Origin of the sequence: Aureimonas pseudogalii (assembly GCF_014196835.1) — a bacterium.
GTDB classification, from domain to species: Bacteria; Pseudomonadota; Alphaproteobacteria; order Rhizobiales; family Rhizobiaceae; genus Aureimonas; species Aureimonas pseudogalii.
Genome location: NZ_JACIEK010000007.1, coordinates 163,255 through 176,775 on the forward strand (window position 1 = coordinate 163,255; position 13,521 = coordinate 176,775).

At 70.8% G+C, this 13,521-nt stretch carries 14 protein-coding genes; 4 read left to right on the forward strand and 10 right to left on the reverse strand.

Annotation, left to right across the window (positions count from 1 at the left end):
- Positions 1 to 2: 2 nt before the first annotated feature.
- The 6 genes from GGR04_RS14105 to GGR04_RS14130 all read right to left on the reverse strand — a co-directional run bounded on the left by GGR04_RS14105 (position 3) and on the right by GGR04_RS14130 (position 4,188).
- Positions 3 to 419: an NAD(P) transhydrogenase subunit alpha part 2 gene (locus GGR04_RS14105; protein ID WP_183200558.1), complete on the reverse strand. Its 417-nt coding sequence runs from the start codon at positions 417 to 419 to the stop codon at positions 3 to 5.
- A gap of 3 nt (positions 420 to 422) precedes the next feature.
- Positions 423 to 1,670, reverse strand: coding sequence for a Re/Si-specific NAD(P)(+) transhydrogenase subunit alpha (locus GGR04_RS14110; protein ID WP_183200559.1), 1,248 nt, complete (start codon positions 1,668 to 1,670; stop codon positions 423 to 425).
- Positions 1,671 to 1,762: 92 nt separating this feature from the next.
- Positions 1,763 to 1,987, reverse strand: coding sequence for an aa3-type cytochrome c oxidase subunit IV (locus tag GGR04_RS14115; RefSeq protein WP_183200560.1), 225 nt, complete (start codon positions 1,985 to 1,987; stop codon positions 1,763 to 1,765).
- A gap of 153 nt (positions 1,988 to 2,140) precedes the next feature.
- Positions 2,141 to 2,704, reverse strand: a complete 564-nt coding sequence (locus GGR04_RS14120; protein ID WP_183200561.1) for a type 1 glutamine amidotransferase domain-containing protein — start codon at positions 2,702 to 2,704, stop codon at positions 2,141 to 2,143.
- A 125-nt stretch (positions 2,705 to 2,829) separates the two neighbouring features.
- On the reverse strand, positions 2,830 to 3,381 hold the full coding sequence (locus GGR04_RS14125; protein WP_183200562.1) for a RecX family transcriptional regulator: 552 nt from the start codon (positions 3,379 to 3,381) through the stop codon (positions 2,830 to 2,832).
- 105 nt (positions 3,382 to 3,486) lie between these two features.
- Positions 3,487 to 4,188 (reverse strand): chromosome partitioning protein ParA, encoded by a 702-nt coding sequence (locus GGR04_RS14130; protein ID WP_183200563.1) that lies wholly within the window; start codon positions 4,186 to 4,188, stop codon positions 3,487 to 3,489.
- A gap of 255 nt (positions 4,189 to 4,443) precedes the next feature.
- Between GGR04_RS14130 and GGR04_RS14135 the strand changes: the two genes are divergently transcribed.
- Positions 4,444 to 5,199, forward strand: coding sequence for a gamma-glutamyl-gamma-aminobutyrate hydrolase family protein (locus GGR04_RS14135; protein WP_183200564.1), 756 nt, complete (start codon positions 4,444 to 4,446; stop codon positions 5,197 to 5,199).
- A gap of 19 nt (positions 5,200 to 5,218) precedes the next feature.
- Here GGR04_RS14135 and GGR04_RS14140 read toward each other — a convergent pair whose 3' ends face one another.
- From GGR04_RS14140 to GGR04_RS14155, 4 genes are all read right to left on the reverse strand, one after another.
- A complete protein-coding gene (locus tag GGR04_RS14140; protein WP_312857459.1) occupies positions 5,219 to 6,301 on the reverse strand; it encodes a nickel/cobalt transporter in 1,083 nt (360 codons plus the stop codon).
- Complete coding sequence (locus tag GGR04_RS14145; RefSeq protein WP_183200565.1) at positions 6,289 to 6,957, reverse strand: DUF1007 family protein; 669 nt, start codon at positions 6,955 to 6,957, stop codon at positions 6,289 to 6,291. The genes GGR04_RS14140 and GGR04_RS14145 overlap by 13 nt, the downstream gene beginning before the upstream one ends.
- A 94-nt stretch (positions 6,958 to 7,051) precedes the next feature.
- On the reverse strand, positions 7,052 to 7,582 hold the full coding sequence (locus GGR04_RS14150; RefSeq protein WP_183200566.1) for a L,D-transpeptidase: 531 nt from the start codon (positions 7,580 to 7,582) through the stop codon (positions 7,052 to 7,054).
- A 37-nt stretch (positions 7,583 to 7,619) separates the two neighbouring features.
- Positions 7,620 to 8,540, reverse strand: a complete 921-nt coding sequence (locus tag GGR04_RS14155; protein WP_183200567.1) for a LysR family transcriptional regulator — start codon at positions 8,538 to 8,540, stop codon at positions 7,620 to 7,622.
- Between the two features lie 533 nt (positions 8,541 to 9,073).
- Here GGR04_RS14155 and odc2 point away from each other — a divergent pair.
- The 3 genes from odc2 (at position 9,074) to GGR04_RS14170 (ending at position 13,493) form a co-directional block, all read left to right on the forward strand.
- Positions 9,074 to 10,207, forward strand: a complete 1,134-nt coding sequence (odc2, locus tag GGR04_RS14160; RefSeq protein ID WP_183200568.1) for an ornithine/lysine decarboxylase — start codon at positions 9,074 to 9,076, stop codon at positions 10,205 to 10,207.
- Positions 10,208 to 10,353: 146 nt separating this feature from the next.
- A complete protein-coding gene (locus GGR04_RS14165) occupies positions 10,354 to 10,929 on the forward strand; it encodes a GNAT family N-acetyltransferase (protein ID WP_183200569.1) in 576 nt (191 codons plus the stop codon).
- Between the two features lie 194 nt (positions 10,930 to 11,123).
- Entirely contained in the window at positions 11,124 to 13,493 is a 2,370-nt protein-coding gene (locus tag GGR04_RS14170) for a PAS domain-containing sensor histidine kinase (protein ID WP_183200570.1), read from the forward strand.
- The last annotated feature ends 28 nt before the right edge of the window (positions 13,494 to 13,521 follow it).

Genomic DNA, 13,521 nt, shown 5'->3' on the forward strand with positions numbered 1-13,521 from the left:
CGTCAGCGATCCTTCTTCTTGTACATGGCGAGCATGCGCTGGGTGACGAGGAAGCCGCCGACGATGTTGACGGAGGCGAGCACTAGCCCGACGAAGCCGAAGAAGGTCGCCGCGCCCGAGGCCGCGAGGCCCACCGCCAGGAGCGCGCCGACGATGATCACCGAGGAGATGGCGTTGGTCACCGCCATCAGCGGCGTGTGCAGCGCAGGCGTCACCGACCAAACCACGTAGTAGCCGACGAAGATCGCCAGCACGAAGATCGCGAGGTGGAAGACGAACGGGTCGGTTCCCGCGTGCTCGCCCGCCACCGCGACGGCCGGATGGGCCGCCATCTGGTCGACGCCCATGCGCGCGGCGCGCACCGCCGCCTCGGCATTGTCGAGAACCTGCCGTGTGAAGGTCAGAACGTCGTCGGCCATCGCTTAAGCCCTCCCCTCGGATGCAGAATGGTCGCTGCCCGCCTCCACCGCGCTCGCGGCGTCGGCGTCCTCGGCCAGCGAGATGGGCGCGGGGCGATCGAGTTCCGGAGTGACCGTCGGCTCGGCGACGGCCGCGAAGGCGGGATGCACCACGCGCCCGTCATGGGTCAGCGCGGTCGCCTTCTGAAGTTCCTCGGAGAGATCGACGCGCAGCGCCTTCGTCTCCTTGTCGATCATCGTCTCGACGAAGGCCGCGAGGTTGCGGGCGTAGAGAAGCGAGGCGGTGGCGGCGATGCGGCCGGGCACGTTGAGATGGCCGACCACCCGGGCGCCGCCGATCTCCGCGATCTCGCCGGGCACCGCGCCCTCGACGTTGCCGCCGCGCTCCACCGCGAGGTCGACGAGCACCGAGCCCGGCTTCATCGCCTCCACCGCGGCCCGCGAGACGAGGCGCGGCGCCGGGCGGCCGGGAATGAGCGCGGTGGTGATGACGATGTCCTGCTTGGCGATGTGGGCGGCGGTGAGTTCGGCCTGCTTCGCCTGATAGGCCGCCGACATCGGCTTGGCGTAGCCGGCGGCGGTCTCGGCGGCCTTGAACTCCTCGTCCTCCACCGCCACGAACTTGGCGCCGAGCGATTCCACCTGCTCCTTGGCGGCGGGGCGCACGTCGGTGGCGGTCACCACCGCGCCGAGGCGGCGCGCGGTAGCGATCGCCTGCAGCCCCGCGACGCCGGCGCCCATCACGAAGACGCGGGCGGCCGGCACGGTGCCGGCGGCGGTCATCATCATCGGAAAGGCGCGGTCGTAGAGCGCGGCGGCATCGATCACCGCCTGATAGCCGGCGAGATTGGCCTGCGAGGACAGGACGTCCATGGTCTGCGCGCGAGTGATGCGCGGCATCAGCTCCATCGCGAAGGCGGTGATCCCGGCCTCCGCCATCCCCCGCAGCGCCTCGTCCTGGCCGTACGGGTCCATGATGGCGATCACCACGGCGCCGCGCCGGTACTGCGCGAACTCCTCGGCGAGCGGGCGGCGGACCTTGAGGATCACGTCGGCGTCGCCGGCGTCCTCGCCCGAGCCGATCGCGGCGCCGGCGGCCTCGAAGGCGGCGTCTGGAATGCGCGACGCGTCGCCGGCACCGCGTTCCACCACGACGCGCGCACCGAGCCCCGCCAGCTTCTTCACGCTGTCGGGCGAGGCGGCGACACGCGTCTCGCCGGCGTCGCGCTCTTTCGGCACGAAGATCTTCATGACCCGTCTCCTCCCGGTTTTCCGGGGAGAACGCCCCCGGCCGTTCGTTCAAGCGTCCGCGCCGCCCTCTCCCGGGGCGGCAGGACGGCCGGTCATTTCAGGAAGACCACCGCGAGCGCGGCGAACACGATCACGGTCAGCAGGCTCATGATGACGCCGCCGCCGACGATCAGCCCCACCAGCATGCCGAGCAGGATCGCCACGACGCCGATCGAGCCGTATTTCACCAGCCCGAGAAAGCCGGCATAGGTCCGGTTGTGCTCGGCATAGTCCATCGTGCCACGCGCGTCGCGATCGAAACCCAGATCCTCGGCCATGTCGTTCATCCCCTGCCAAAAGCTTTGCCCACGCTGATAGCCGATCGCCCCCCCGGCAAGCAATCGCCGCGTCGCGCGCAGGTCCTTGTCGCCGACATGAAAAAAGGTGGGGCACCCTGCGATGCCCCACCTCTCGTTCGTTTTCGAGGATGATCAGGCCGCCTGGCGCTTCTCGTGGCGGCCTTCCTCGACCTCCTCGATGATCTTGGCGACGAAGGCCGGCAGGTCGTCCGGGTTGCGCGAGGTGATCAGCGCCTGGTCGGTCACCACCTCCTCGTCGTGCCAGCGGCCGCCGGCATTCACGACGTCGGTCTTGATCGACTTGAACGAGGTGACGTCGCGATCCCGGATGACGCCGGCCTCGATCAGCAGCCAGGGCGCGTGGCAGATGGCGGCGAGCGTCTTCTTGGAATTGTAGAAGTCGCGCACGAACGACACGGCCGTCTCCTCGGCGCGGAGCTTGTCGGGGTTGATCTGGCCGCCCGGCAGCACGAGCGCGTCGTAGTCGGCGACGGTCACCTCCGCGAGCGTCTTGTCGACGGGAACGCTGTCGCCCCAATGGTCCTTGTCCCATCCCTTGATCTCGCCCGTCTCGAGCGAGACGACATGGACGGTGGCGCCGGCCTCCTTCAGCTTGGCAAGCGGCACGGTGAGTTCGAGCTGCTCGTAGCCGTCGGTGGCGAGGATGGCGATCTTGGCTTGGCGAATGCTGGGCATGGGTCTCTCCGATGCGAAGCGAAGGAGACGGATCCGCGAACGTCGCTCGCGCGCCGCATTTCCTCGCTCGTTGGGGTGTTCCCGTCGATAATCCCGCAGCGCGGCAGCGGTTCCAGACGTGAAGGTCAAGCGTCGGAGGGTTCGTCGCTCCCGTCGCCGTCGATCGCGGCCGCGGAATCACGGAAGGAGAAGCCGGCGCGCATCAGGGCGGCGACGTCGCGGTCGCGGCGCTCGGTGCGCTCGCGCAGGCGATGCGGCCCGAGCCGCCGACGCTTGGCGAGCGCCCGCGCGGCGGCGGCCTCGTCGGTCTCGTCGGCCTCCATCACAGCGGCCACCGTCTCGCGGTCGACGCCCTTCTCCGTGAGCTTCATCGCGGTCTGGCGCTTCGAGGCGCCGCGCCGGCGCAAGGTGGCGAGACGGCCTTCCGCGAACTGGCGATCGTCGATGAGCTTGAGCTCCACGAACTTGGCCACCGTCTCGGCCACGAGATCGGCGTGCTCGGCGGGGTCCTCGCCGCGCTCGCGGCAGCGCCGCATCACCTTGCGCTCCAACACCCGGCCGAGATGGGCCTGCGTCGAGGCGTAGCGTTCGAGGTAGTGGGCGGCCGCCCGGAACATCCACTCGCGCGAGACGGGGCGCGGCGGCTTGCGGGGGGGCTTGGGTTTCGGCTCGCTCATGAGCCCGAGCCTATAGGCCGGGACCAGCGCGCGGCCAAGCGCAACGGACACGCCGGCGCGCCGCGATCGCGACGGGCCGGCGGTCTGGAACGACGGTCGAACCGATCAGGCCGCGCGGGCGTAGGCGCGGTCGTCAGCCCGCTCCTCGGCCGGCGCATGGCCGAGAATGCCGATCTCGTAGGCCAGCGTCGCCGCTTCGACACGGGCGCGGTCGATGCCGGGCACGAGATCGTCCGCGAGGTTGAACAGCGTGCCGCCATGCAGGAACGGCGCCTCGTAGGCCGCGCGCAGCACGAGGCCGGTCTGGAGGCGCGGCGTCGGCGACTGCTCGATCATCCCCTCGATCGAGCGCGCGATGCGGCTGGGAATGGTGGTGACCGCCGAGGCCGCGAAGGCCCAGTCGCGGTCGCGCCGGCCGCGGCCCGCTTCGGCCCGCAGCAGCCGGTCGGTGGCGAGCGCGGCATAGGCCGAGAGCGGCGAGAAGCGGACGGGGATGAGCGCACGATCGGCAAGACGGGCGCCGGCGCGGATGAGTTCGGCATGGTCGCCCGCGTCGATCACCGCCAGTTCGCCACGACGGCGCGCCGCCCGCACCAGACGCTCCAGCGTCATCTCGTCGTCGGCGATCTCGACGGCAATGCCGGCCGGGCGGCCGGGCCGCGCCGCCCACTCCACGAGATCCTTGTCGCGCGCGCCGTCGATGAGCACCACGGGAATGTCGGCCGCGGCGGCGACACCGGCCAGCGTCAGCGCCAGCGTCGTCGAGCCGGAGGTCTTCAGCGAGCCGATGGAGAGAACGGGCATCATGCGAGGAGCCTTTCGCGAGCGGGCGGACGGGAGCGCCGAACGACGGGACCCGGGGCCGCACGCCATCTCGGCGTCGCCCGCCGGGATCGGCTGCGCGAGCCGAAGGTTTGTGACGATCTTGACGCCTGTGATTCATCGGCCCGTATGGTTAACGAGGTGTTAACCGGACGCTGTGGGCATGACGCGAGGCTTGCGCCTGCGCCCTCGCCGGTGGAAAGAGGCGCGATCCCGAGCGCTTGCCGAGAAAGGTCCCCCATGGACAGCCGAGGACTTCTGATCGCGGTGCCCGGCGACGTGCGGGAGTTCGAGAACTACCGCTGGCACGCCAGCCCCTCGACCTATCTCGACGCGCTGGTCGAGGTGGCCGGCGCCGTGCCGGTGATCGTGCCGGCGCTCGTTTCCGAAACCGGGCTCGGCACGGTGCTGGACCGCGTCGACGGCGTGCTGCTGACGGGCTCGGTGAGCAACGTCCATCCCGAGCGCTACGGCGCGGCGCCCTCGCCCGCCCATGAGCCCTACGACCCCGCGCGCGACCGGCTGACCGAGGCGCTGATCCGCATGGCGCTCGCCCGCGGCCTGCCGCTGCTCGCGATCTGCCGCGGCCACCAGGAGCTCAACGTCGCGCTCGGCGGCTCGCTCGCGACCGAGATCCAGGAGGGCGAAGGCCGGATGGACCATCGCGTGCGCCCCCATCCCGAACAGGGCGAGCGGTTCGCGCTCCGCCATCCCGTGGCGGTGACGGAAGGCGGCGCGCTCGCGCAGATCGTCGGCGCCGCGCCGATCCAGGTGAACTCGCTGCATCGCCAGGCGATCGACCGACTGGCCGAGGGGCTCGCGGTGGAGGCCCTGGCCGAGGACGGGACGGTGGAGGCCGTGTCGGTGAAGGGTGCCGAGGGCTTCGCGCTCGGCGTGCAGTGGCATCCCGAATACTGGGCAGCGAGCGACGCGCCTTCGCGCGCGATCTTCGAGGCCTTCGCGAGCGCCTGCCGCACCTATCGCGACGCCCGCTAGCGAAGGCTGCCCGGCGCCGTCAGAGGCCCGGCAGCGAGGCGAGAAACAGCCCGGCGCCGAGCGCTGTCAGCGCCAGTGCGCCGGCGATCTCGAGCCCGGCCTGGAACGCGCCGCCTCGCCGCGCGCCGCCAAGGCGCAGCGCCGTGTCGCGCGCCAGCACCGTCAGCGTCGCCAGCGCCGAGACGGTGATCGCGGTGCCCAGCGCCATCGCCAGCACCGACAGGCCGCCAGCGAGATAGAGCCCGTTGAGGATGGCGAAGGTCAGCACCACGATCGCGCCCGAGCAGGGCCGCAGCCCAATCGCCAGCACCGCCGAGGCGCCCGATCGCCAGCCGGGCGGTCGACCTCGCAGCGCCCGGGGGTCGAGGATGTGCGGCCGCCCGCAGTCGCAGGCGTCGCCGGCGGGATCGCCGCAGATCTCCGCCCCGTAGCCGCCGGATGCGCGCGGCAGCGCGGGCGCCGCGCGCCCGTCGGAAAAGGTGCCCTGCCCCGCGAACAGAAGCCCGGTGGGCGTGGCAGCCCTCGGGCGCAGCGCGAGGGCGAGCGCCGGCAGCCGCCGTGCGAGGGGTTTGAGGCGGCGCGCCAGCAGCCAGAGGCCGAGAAGAGCGATGCCGGCATAGGAGGCGAGTTCCAGCCCCCAGGCGGCATCGGTCATCGAGACCGCCGAGCCGCGCAGCACGAACCAGCCGACGGCGACGATCAGCACCGCCGAGGCCCCCTGCGCCATCGCCGACGCGAAGGACAGCGCGACGCCGCGCTTCAGCTCGACCTCGTTGGCCAGCATGTAGGACGAGATCACCGCCTTGCCGTGGCCGGGCCCTGCCGCGTGGAACACGCCGTAGACGAAGGAGAGGCCGACGAGCCAGCCGAAGCCCGTCTCCCCGTCGCGGATGCCGACGAGCGCATGGCGCAGATCCGTGAAGAAGGACCGCTGCACCGCCATGATCCCGGCGAAGAGCGCGGCGAAGGGGCCGCTCGGCGTCGCCGAGACCTCGGCATTGCCGATGCCGAGCGAGGACTGGGCCTGCGCAGCGCCGAGCCACAGGGCGAGCAGTGCGACGGCGGCGAGCCCCGCGGCGGCCGGGTTCCTCAAGGCGCGCACTGCACGTCGATCCGGGTCGAGAGCAGCTTGGAATAGTCGACCCCGTCGGCGGGAATGGACTGGCCGGGTTTCAGCATGGAGACCGAGTTCATCCAGTCGCTGGCCTCGGCGTCCGGGTCGGGCTGCGTGTAGGTCTTGCGGCAGGTCTTCGGCAGGTCGAGAAGCTGGAAGCGGCTCTCGTCGGGGAAGTCGAAGGCGACGAAATAGCTTTCGTCATAGACCGTGAAGGTCACGGGCTGCTTCTTGAGATCGACGGGCTCGGCCGGCGTCATCTCGAAGAGAAGCGTTAGCTGCCCGTGGTCCCACAGGCCGCGGATCGTCTGCGGCGGGTTCAATTTGACGTCGCGCGAGCCGACCGAGACGAAGGTGTAGAAGTCCCATTCCGCGATCGACTTCAGGACGGTCTCGCTCACCGCCTCCAACTCGTCGGGGTCGAGCGCGCCGTTGCCGTTCTTGTCGAAATCGACCACCACGGAGGAGGAGAAGAGTTCGTCGAAGCGCCAGACGTTGCGCACCGACACGAGATGGCCCGCGGCGTCGCCGACGATCTCCATGCGCGAATCCGCGAAGACGTGGGGATGCGCCTCGGCGGCGCCGATCCCGACCGACGAGGCCCCCAACGCCAGCGCGATCGCCAGTCCCTGTCGACGCTTCATGCCGAGATCCCCGCCGTGCTGCCGTCCGTCCCCGATCGGACGACCGGTGTTCGGGGAGAACAAGGGCGGAAATGCGGTGGCGGGTGCGGCCGCTCTACTCCAGAACGATCACCTCGGCGCCCACATGCACGCGCTCGAAGAGGTCCACCACGTCGGCGTTGCGCATGCGGAAGCACCCGGCGGACGCCGCCGAGCCGATCGAGTTCGGCGAGTTGGTGCCGTGGATCCGATAGGTGCCCCAGCCGAGATTCATCGCGCGCTGGCCGAGCGGGTTCTTCGGTCCCGGCCCGACCGAGGCGGGAAGCGTGGGCTTGGCCTCCCGCATCGAGGCGGTCGGCACCCAGGTCGGGTTGAGGCGCTTCTTGGAGACCCAGCTCTTGCCGAACCATTGCTCGCTCGGCTTGCCGACGGCGATGTCGTATTTCAGCGCCGAGTCCGGACCGGTGACGAGGAAGAGCTGGCGTGCGCTCGTCATCACCACGATCGTGCCGGGCTCATAGTCGCCGATGAACACGGTCTCCTCGCGCTCGCTCGCGATCGGACGCTTGGTCGCCGGCGCGGCGGCCGCGGGGCCGGCGAGCCCGAGCGAGAGGAGGATGAGCGCGGCGGCGAGCGGACGGAGCATGGCGGACCTCGGAATCGGAGCAGGCGGTCTCGCGCCGTCAGTCGGCGGCGGAGTCGCGTCCCCCGGCATTCTTGCGGAACCAGGTTGCCAAGAAGTCAACGAAGACGCGGGTGCGCGCCGGCAGGTGCCGACGGTGCGGAAACACCGCGTAGATGCCGGCGTCGCGCGGCACGAAATCCTCGAGGATCGAGACGAGCCGCCCTTGCGCGATGTCGTCGCGCACCACGAAGTCGGGCGTCAGGGCGACGCCGAGCCCGGCCAGCGTCGCGGCGCGCACCGTGTAGGGCGAGTTCGCTGAGAAGCGGCCGGAGACGTTGACCGGGATCGGGTCGCCCGTCGCCGGGTCCTTGAAGGTCCAGTTGTAGAGAGCCTTGGCGTTGGAATCGATCACCGCCGGCATGCGCGAGATGTCGGTCGGATGGGTCGGCGTGCCATGGATCGCCAGGAATTCGGGCGTCGCGCAGATGGTGAAGTCGAGCGAGGCGAGGCGCCGGGCGATCATCGCCGAATCGGTCAGCCGCGTCATGCGGATGGCGACGTCGAAGCCCTCGTCCACGAGATTGACGAAGGCGTCGTTGAGATGAAGATCGAGCGAGATGTCGGGATGGGCGGCGGAGAACTCCACGAGCGAGAGCCCGAGCGCGGCGTCGCCGAAGGTGCGCGCGGCGGTGACGCGCAACGTGCCCCGCGCCTCGCCGGTGGCCTCCCGCGCCTCCTCGTTCAGTGCCTCCAGATCGGCGAGGATGGTGGAGGCGCGCGAGACGTAGATCTCGCCGGCCGCCGTCAACGCCACCTGCCGCGTGGTGCGGTTGATGAGGAGGACGCCGAGTTCGTCCTCCAGCTCGCGCACGTATTTCGACAGGAGTGCCTTGGATCGGCCGGTCTTGCGCGCGGCCGCCGAGAAGCCTTCGGCGTCCACGACGGACAGGAAGGCGCGCATGCGGGTCAGGGTGTCCATCGGCAGATGATCCTTACGCGAGACTGACCGGTGTTGCCGTCTGACGACATCGCACGCCCATGTCCAGTGCGGGCCGGGAAATGGCGTCGGGGCCGCATTTTTCTGTTGTGTATGACAGTCGGGGTTTCTATATCCGCCCTTGCCCAATGTCGCACGTGCCTGTGGGCGTCCCCCGGTCCTTCGAATGCGAGGGTCATCCGGGTCGGTCACTGGAGGTTCAGCCTCCAGGTCGGTTTCGCTGCTGGCGAAATCGTGGACGCCTTGAAGCAACGACGGTGCGGGCCTTTCTGGTCTCTCCCGGTCTCCATAGCCGGGAATACTGCAGAGGCACACCATCCTTGCCTGAAGTGCGGCGGGTTCAAGCCCTCCAAGCCATGGCAGACTCCTACGGTCTTCGTGCGGCTTCGTGCCGTGCGCCGGCCGAAGCATGTCGCGTTTCGCGTCCTTCGTACGAGCGGGGTCTCCACCGGCTGCTCGTGGGCTGGGCGCGTGCGCTCCTCGTCAACCCGTCTTACGGTTCACCGGAGCTTTCCATGGCCACGCAGCGCATCCTCGACTTCATCGCCACCCGCCGTCCCAACGGTCCCTGCCTCGTGGTCGATCTCGACGTGGTGGAAGACAACTTCCAGGCCTTCCGCAAGGCGCTGCCGGATTCGTCGATCTACTACGCCGTGAAGGCCAACCCGGCGCCCGAGATCCTGCGCCTGCTCGCCTCGCTCGGCTCGTCCTTCGACTGCGCCTCCGTCGCCGAGATCGAGATGGCGATGGACGCCGGCGCCACCGCCGACCGCGTCTCCTTCGGCAACACCATCAAGAAGGAGCGCGACGTCGCGGCCGCCCATGCGCTCGGCGTGTCGCTCTTCGCGGTGGATTGCGTCGAGGAGGTCGAGAAGGTCGCCCGCGCCGCCCCCGGCGCCCGCGTCTTCTGCCGCGTGCTGACGGACGGCGCCGGCGCCGAGTGGCCGCTGTCGCGCAAGTTCGGCTGCGTGCCGGCGATGGCGGTGGACGTGCTCGTCCACGCCCAACGCCTCGGCCTCGCGGCGACGGGCGTCTCGTTCCACGTCGGCTCGCAGCAGTGCGACACCGAGGCCTGGGACGCCGCGCTCGCCGACGCCGCCAAGGTCTTCGCGGACCTCGCCGAGCAAGGCATCACCCTGACGCTCGTCAACATGGGCGGCGGCTTCCCGACCCGCTACCTGAAGGACGTGCCGACGGCGCAGGCCTACGGCCGCTCGATCTTCGCGGCGCTGCGACGCCATTTCGGCAACCGCCTGCCGGAGACGATCATCGAGCCGGGCCGCGGCATGGTGGGCGATGCCGGCGTGATCAAGGCCGAAGTGGTGCTGGTGTCGCGCAAGTCCGCCGCGGACGAGAACCGCTGGGTCTATCTCGACATCGGCAAGTTCGGCGGTCTCGCCGAGACGATGGACGAGGCGATCCGCTACCCCATCACGACGCCGCGCGACGGCGACCGGATGGAGCCCTGCGTCCTCGCCGGGCCGACCTGCGATTCGGCGGATGTCCTCTACGAGAAGAAGCCCTACCCGCTGCCGATCTCGCTGACGATCGGCGACGAAGTTCTGATCGAGAACACCGGCGCCTACACCACGACCTATTCGGCCGTGGCGTTCAACGGGTTCGAGCCGCTCCGCTCCTACGTCATCTGACCGGCGCGGGCGCGTCGCCCGGCCGTCCATTCTCCCCGATCCTCCTCCGGCACAAGCCTCGCGCCGGAGGGCTGACCCCGTGCGCGCCGGTTCGTCCGGCGGCGGCGGACGCCTTTTCGCTCGCCTTTTTCGCGAGGATCGCTCCCATGGCCGCTCTCGTCTCCCTCTTCGCCGACCTCCCCTTCGCCGCGCCGACGGTGACCCTGCGCGCCGAGCGTGCCGGCGACGCGGCCGAGCGCGAGGCGCTTCTCGACGCCGCGATGGGCGCCGGGCGCACCCGCAAGTCGTCGGAGGCGATCCGGCGCGGGCGCCTGCCCGCCGAAGGTCTGTCGCTCGTCGCGGAGACCGAGGACGGGGCGCTCGTTGGCACCGTGCGCCTGTGGAACGTGACTGCGGGCGAGCGCGACGGCGCGAGCGTCGACGCGCTGCTGCTCGGGCCCCTCGCGGTGGCGCCGCAATTCGCGGGCCTCGGCATCGGCGCCTCGCTGATGCGCCGGGCGGTCGCCGAAAGCCTATGGCGCGGCCACCGGGCGATCGTGCTCGTCGGCGACGCCCCCTATTACGAGCGCTTCGGCTTCTCCGCCGCGCCTGCGGCGGAACTCGCGATGCCCGGACCGTTCGAGCGCCACCGGCTGCTCGGCCTCGAACTGGAGCGGCGGGCCCTGGCCGGCGCGCAGGGCGCGATCCGCCCGACGGGTCGCATGGCTGTCGAGGCCGACTGAACGGCACGCGGCGGCGCGGGATACGCCGTCGCTCGGCATTTGGTAGCCAGCCAATCATACTCCGACGGTGCGTATCCGCCGGCTTCGCGTTGACCGCTTCGCAAAACCATCTTTCTGCTATCGTCATCAGCGAGAACCCAAGCCGCCGCGCGGCGGCTTGGGCGGATAGGCCGCGGCAGGGGGCACCAGAAGGGATGACGGCAGAGTTCGACGGCGACCGAGCGGCGGCCACCCTCGAGATCGCTCGCCTGCGCGCCGAGATCGACCGCCTTCGCGCCGCACCGGACGAACGCCGGATCCTCGACAGCCTGGATGGCTTCGCGATCGTCGCGGCGGACGGCGACGACCGGATCACTCTCTGGAACGACGCGGCGCGGGCCCTTCTCGGCCACCGCACACAAGAAGCGTTGGGGCAGCCGGTCGCGTTCGTCACGACGCCGGAAGACCGGCTGGCCGGTCGGCCGGCGCAGGATTGGGCCGCGCTGCGGGCCGGCGAGCGGCTGTCCGGCGAGCGCTGGTGCCTGCGGGCGGACGGCACCCGCATCCTCGTTCACGCCACCCTCCTGCCGCTGCAAGGCGACGCGCCGGACGAGGCCGGGCTCGTGATGATCCTGCGCGACCACACCGGCGAGGACGAGGCGCGGCGCGGTCTTGCCGCCGATCAGGAGCGGCTGCAACTGGCGCTCGACACGTCGGCGCTGGTGGGGACGTGGGACTGGGACGTTCGACGCGACCTCGTGGTCGCCGACGCGCGTTTCGCGTGGCTCTACGGGGTGGACGCCGAACAGGCGGCGGCCGGGCTGCCGCTGTCGCGCTATCTCGGCGGCGTGATGGCGGAGGACGTGGACGGCCTCCGGTCGGCGATCGACGCGGCGCTGGGCAGCGGCAGTCTCTTCGCGCACGACTACCGGACGGTGGACGCGGAGGGCGACGTGCATTGGGTGCGCGCGCAGGGCCGCGCCCTGCCCGATGCGAGCGGGTGCCCGGCGCGCTTCCTCGGCGCGGTCGTCGACGTCACGCGCGAGCGCCAGCGCGAGCGTCGCCAGGCCGCGCTGCTGCGGCTCGGCGACGAGGGCCGCGCGTTCGGCGAGCCCGTGGACTACACGTTGTGCGCGCTGGAAATCCTCGGCGAGACGATCGACATCGACCGCGTCGGCTATGCCACGGTCGATTCTCTCGAGCAGTTCGCGACGGTGGTCGGCGAGTGGACGCGGCCCGGCTTCGAGCCGCTGGCCGGGCGCCTGCGAATCGCCGATTTCGGCAGCAGCCTCGTCGCGGGCCTGCGCCGCGGGCTGATCGCCATCGACGACGTCTCGGCCGATCCCGCCACCGCCGACGGCGCGGCGGCCTGGCAGCACATCCGCTCGCGCTCGATGCTCAACATGTCGGTGGTCGAGAACGGCCGGGTGCAGGTGATCCTCTACCTGCACTGCTCGCGGCCTCGCAGCTGGTCGGACGAGGACGTCGGCTTCGTGCGCGAGGTGCTCAACCGGGCGTGGTCCTTCTCGCGCCGGCGCCGAACCGAGCAGGCGCTGCGCGAGGCCGAAGCGCGGCTGCGACTGGCGCACGAGACCGCCCAGATCGGCTCCTTCGACTTCGATCTGAACACGGGAACGCTCGTCAGCGACGAGCGCTGCCGCACCGCCTTCGGCATTCTCGCCGACGAGCCCATCTCCTTCCATCGCACGCTGAAGCCGCTGTTCCATCCCGACGACCGCGCCCGCGTCCTCGCCGATCTCGACCGCTCGCTGAAGGGCGACGGCCTCGTCGACATGGTGACCCGGACGGTCGGGCGCGACGACGGCGCGGTCCGCTTCGTCCACGTCACCGGGCAGACGGTGCGCGAGGACGGCCGGATGACGCGGCTCGTGGGTGCAGTACGCGACGTGACCGACGAGCGCGAGACCGAAGAGCGACAGGTCCTCCTGACGCGCGAGCTGCAGCACCGGGTGAAGAACACGCTGGCCATGGTCAACGCCCTCGCCAACCAGACGCTGCGGCGCGCGGCCAACGTGCAGGACGGGCTTGCCGCCTTCTCGGCCCGGCTGATCGCGCTGAGCCACGCCCACGACATCCTGACGCAGACGAGCTGGACGAGCGCGCCGATCGCGGCCGTCGTCGCCCAGTCGACGGCGCCGGGCAGCGCGGCCGACCATGGCCGCATCGCCTGGTCGGGGCCGGACGTGCGCCTGACCGCGCGCCAGAGTCTGGCGCTGGCGCTGGCGCTGCACGAGCTCACCACAAACGCCGTGAAATACGGCGCGCTCTCCAACGAGGAGGGAACGGTGCGCGTGGTCTGGCGCGTCGCCTTGGGCAACGGGGCGCAGCGCCTGCGCTTCGAATGGCTGGAGAGCGGCGGGCCGCCCGTCGCGCCGCCGCTGACGCGCGGCTTCGGCTCGCGCCTCATCGAGCAGTCGCTCTCGCTGGAACTCGGCGGCACCGTCTCGGTCGACTACCGGCCCGAGGGCCTGCGCTGCCTGATCGACGCCGATCTCGAACTCGATCTGGACGAGGACGTCGTCCTCTCCTCGCGCCTCGACGACGTCAGCCCGCCCCGCGCCTGATCGCACCCGCCGCCGATCGGCAGCGCGC

Bases quoted from the DNA above. Each gene is read 5' to 3' on its own strand.
- GGR04_RS14125 (WP_183200562.1), bottom strand. From the start codon at position 3,381: ATGAGCGAGCCGAAACCCAAGCCCCCCCGCAAGCCGCCGCGCCCCGTC.
- GGR04_RS14150 (WP_183200566.1), bottom strand. From the start codon at position 7,582: ATGCTCCGTCCGCTCGCCGCCGCGCTCATCCTCCTCTCGCTCGGGCTC.
- GGR04_RS14105 (WP_183200558.1), bottom strand. From the start codon at position 419: ATGGCCGACGACGTTCTGACCTTCACACGGCAGGTTCTCGACAATGCC.
- GGR04_RS14155 (WP_183200567.1), bottom strand. From the start codon at position 8,540: ATGGACACCCTGACCCGCATGCGCGCCTTCCTGTCCGTCGTGGACGCC.
- GGR04_RS14120 (WP_183200561.1), bottom strand. From the start codon at position 2,704: ATGCCCAGCATTCGCCAAGCCAAGATCGCCATCCTCGCCACCGACGGC.
- GGR04_RS14145 (WP_183200565.1), bottom strand. From the start codon at position 6,957: ATGAAGCGTCGACAGGGACTGGCGATCGCGCTGGCGTTGGGGGCCTCG.
- odc2 (WP_183200568.1), top strand. From the start codon at position 9,074: ATGGCCACGCAGCGCATCCTCGACTTCATCGCCACCCGCCGTCCCAAC.
- GGR04_RS14170 (WP_183200570.1), top strand. From the start codon at position 11,124: ATGACGGCAGAGTTCGACGGCGACCGAGCGGCGGCCACCCTCGAGATC.
- GGR04_RS14165 (WP_183200569.1), top strand. From the start codon at position 10,354: ATGGCCGCTCTCGTCTCCCTCTTCGCCGACCTCCCCTTCGCCGCGCCG.
- GGR04_RS14135 (WP_183200564.1), top strand. From the start codon at position 4,444: ATGGACAGCCGAGGACTTCTGATCGCGGTGCCCGGCGACGTGCGGGAG.
- GGR04_RS14110 (WP_183200559.1), bottom strand. From the start codon at position 1,670: ATGAAGATCTTCGTGCCGAAAGAGCGCGACGCCGGCGAGACGCGTGTC.
- GGR04_RS14130 (WP_183200563.1), bottom strand. From the start codon at position 4,188: ATGATGCCCGTTCTCTCCATCGGCTCGCTGAAGACCTCCGGCTCGACG.
- GGR04_RS14115 (WP_183200560.1), bottom strand. From the start codon at position 1,987: ATGGCCGAGGATCTGGGTTTCGATCGCGACGCGCGTGGCACGATGGAC.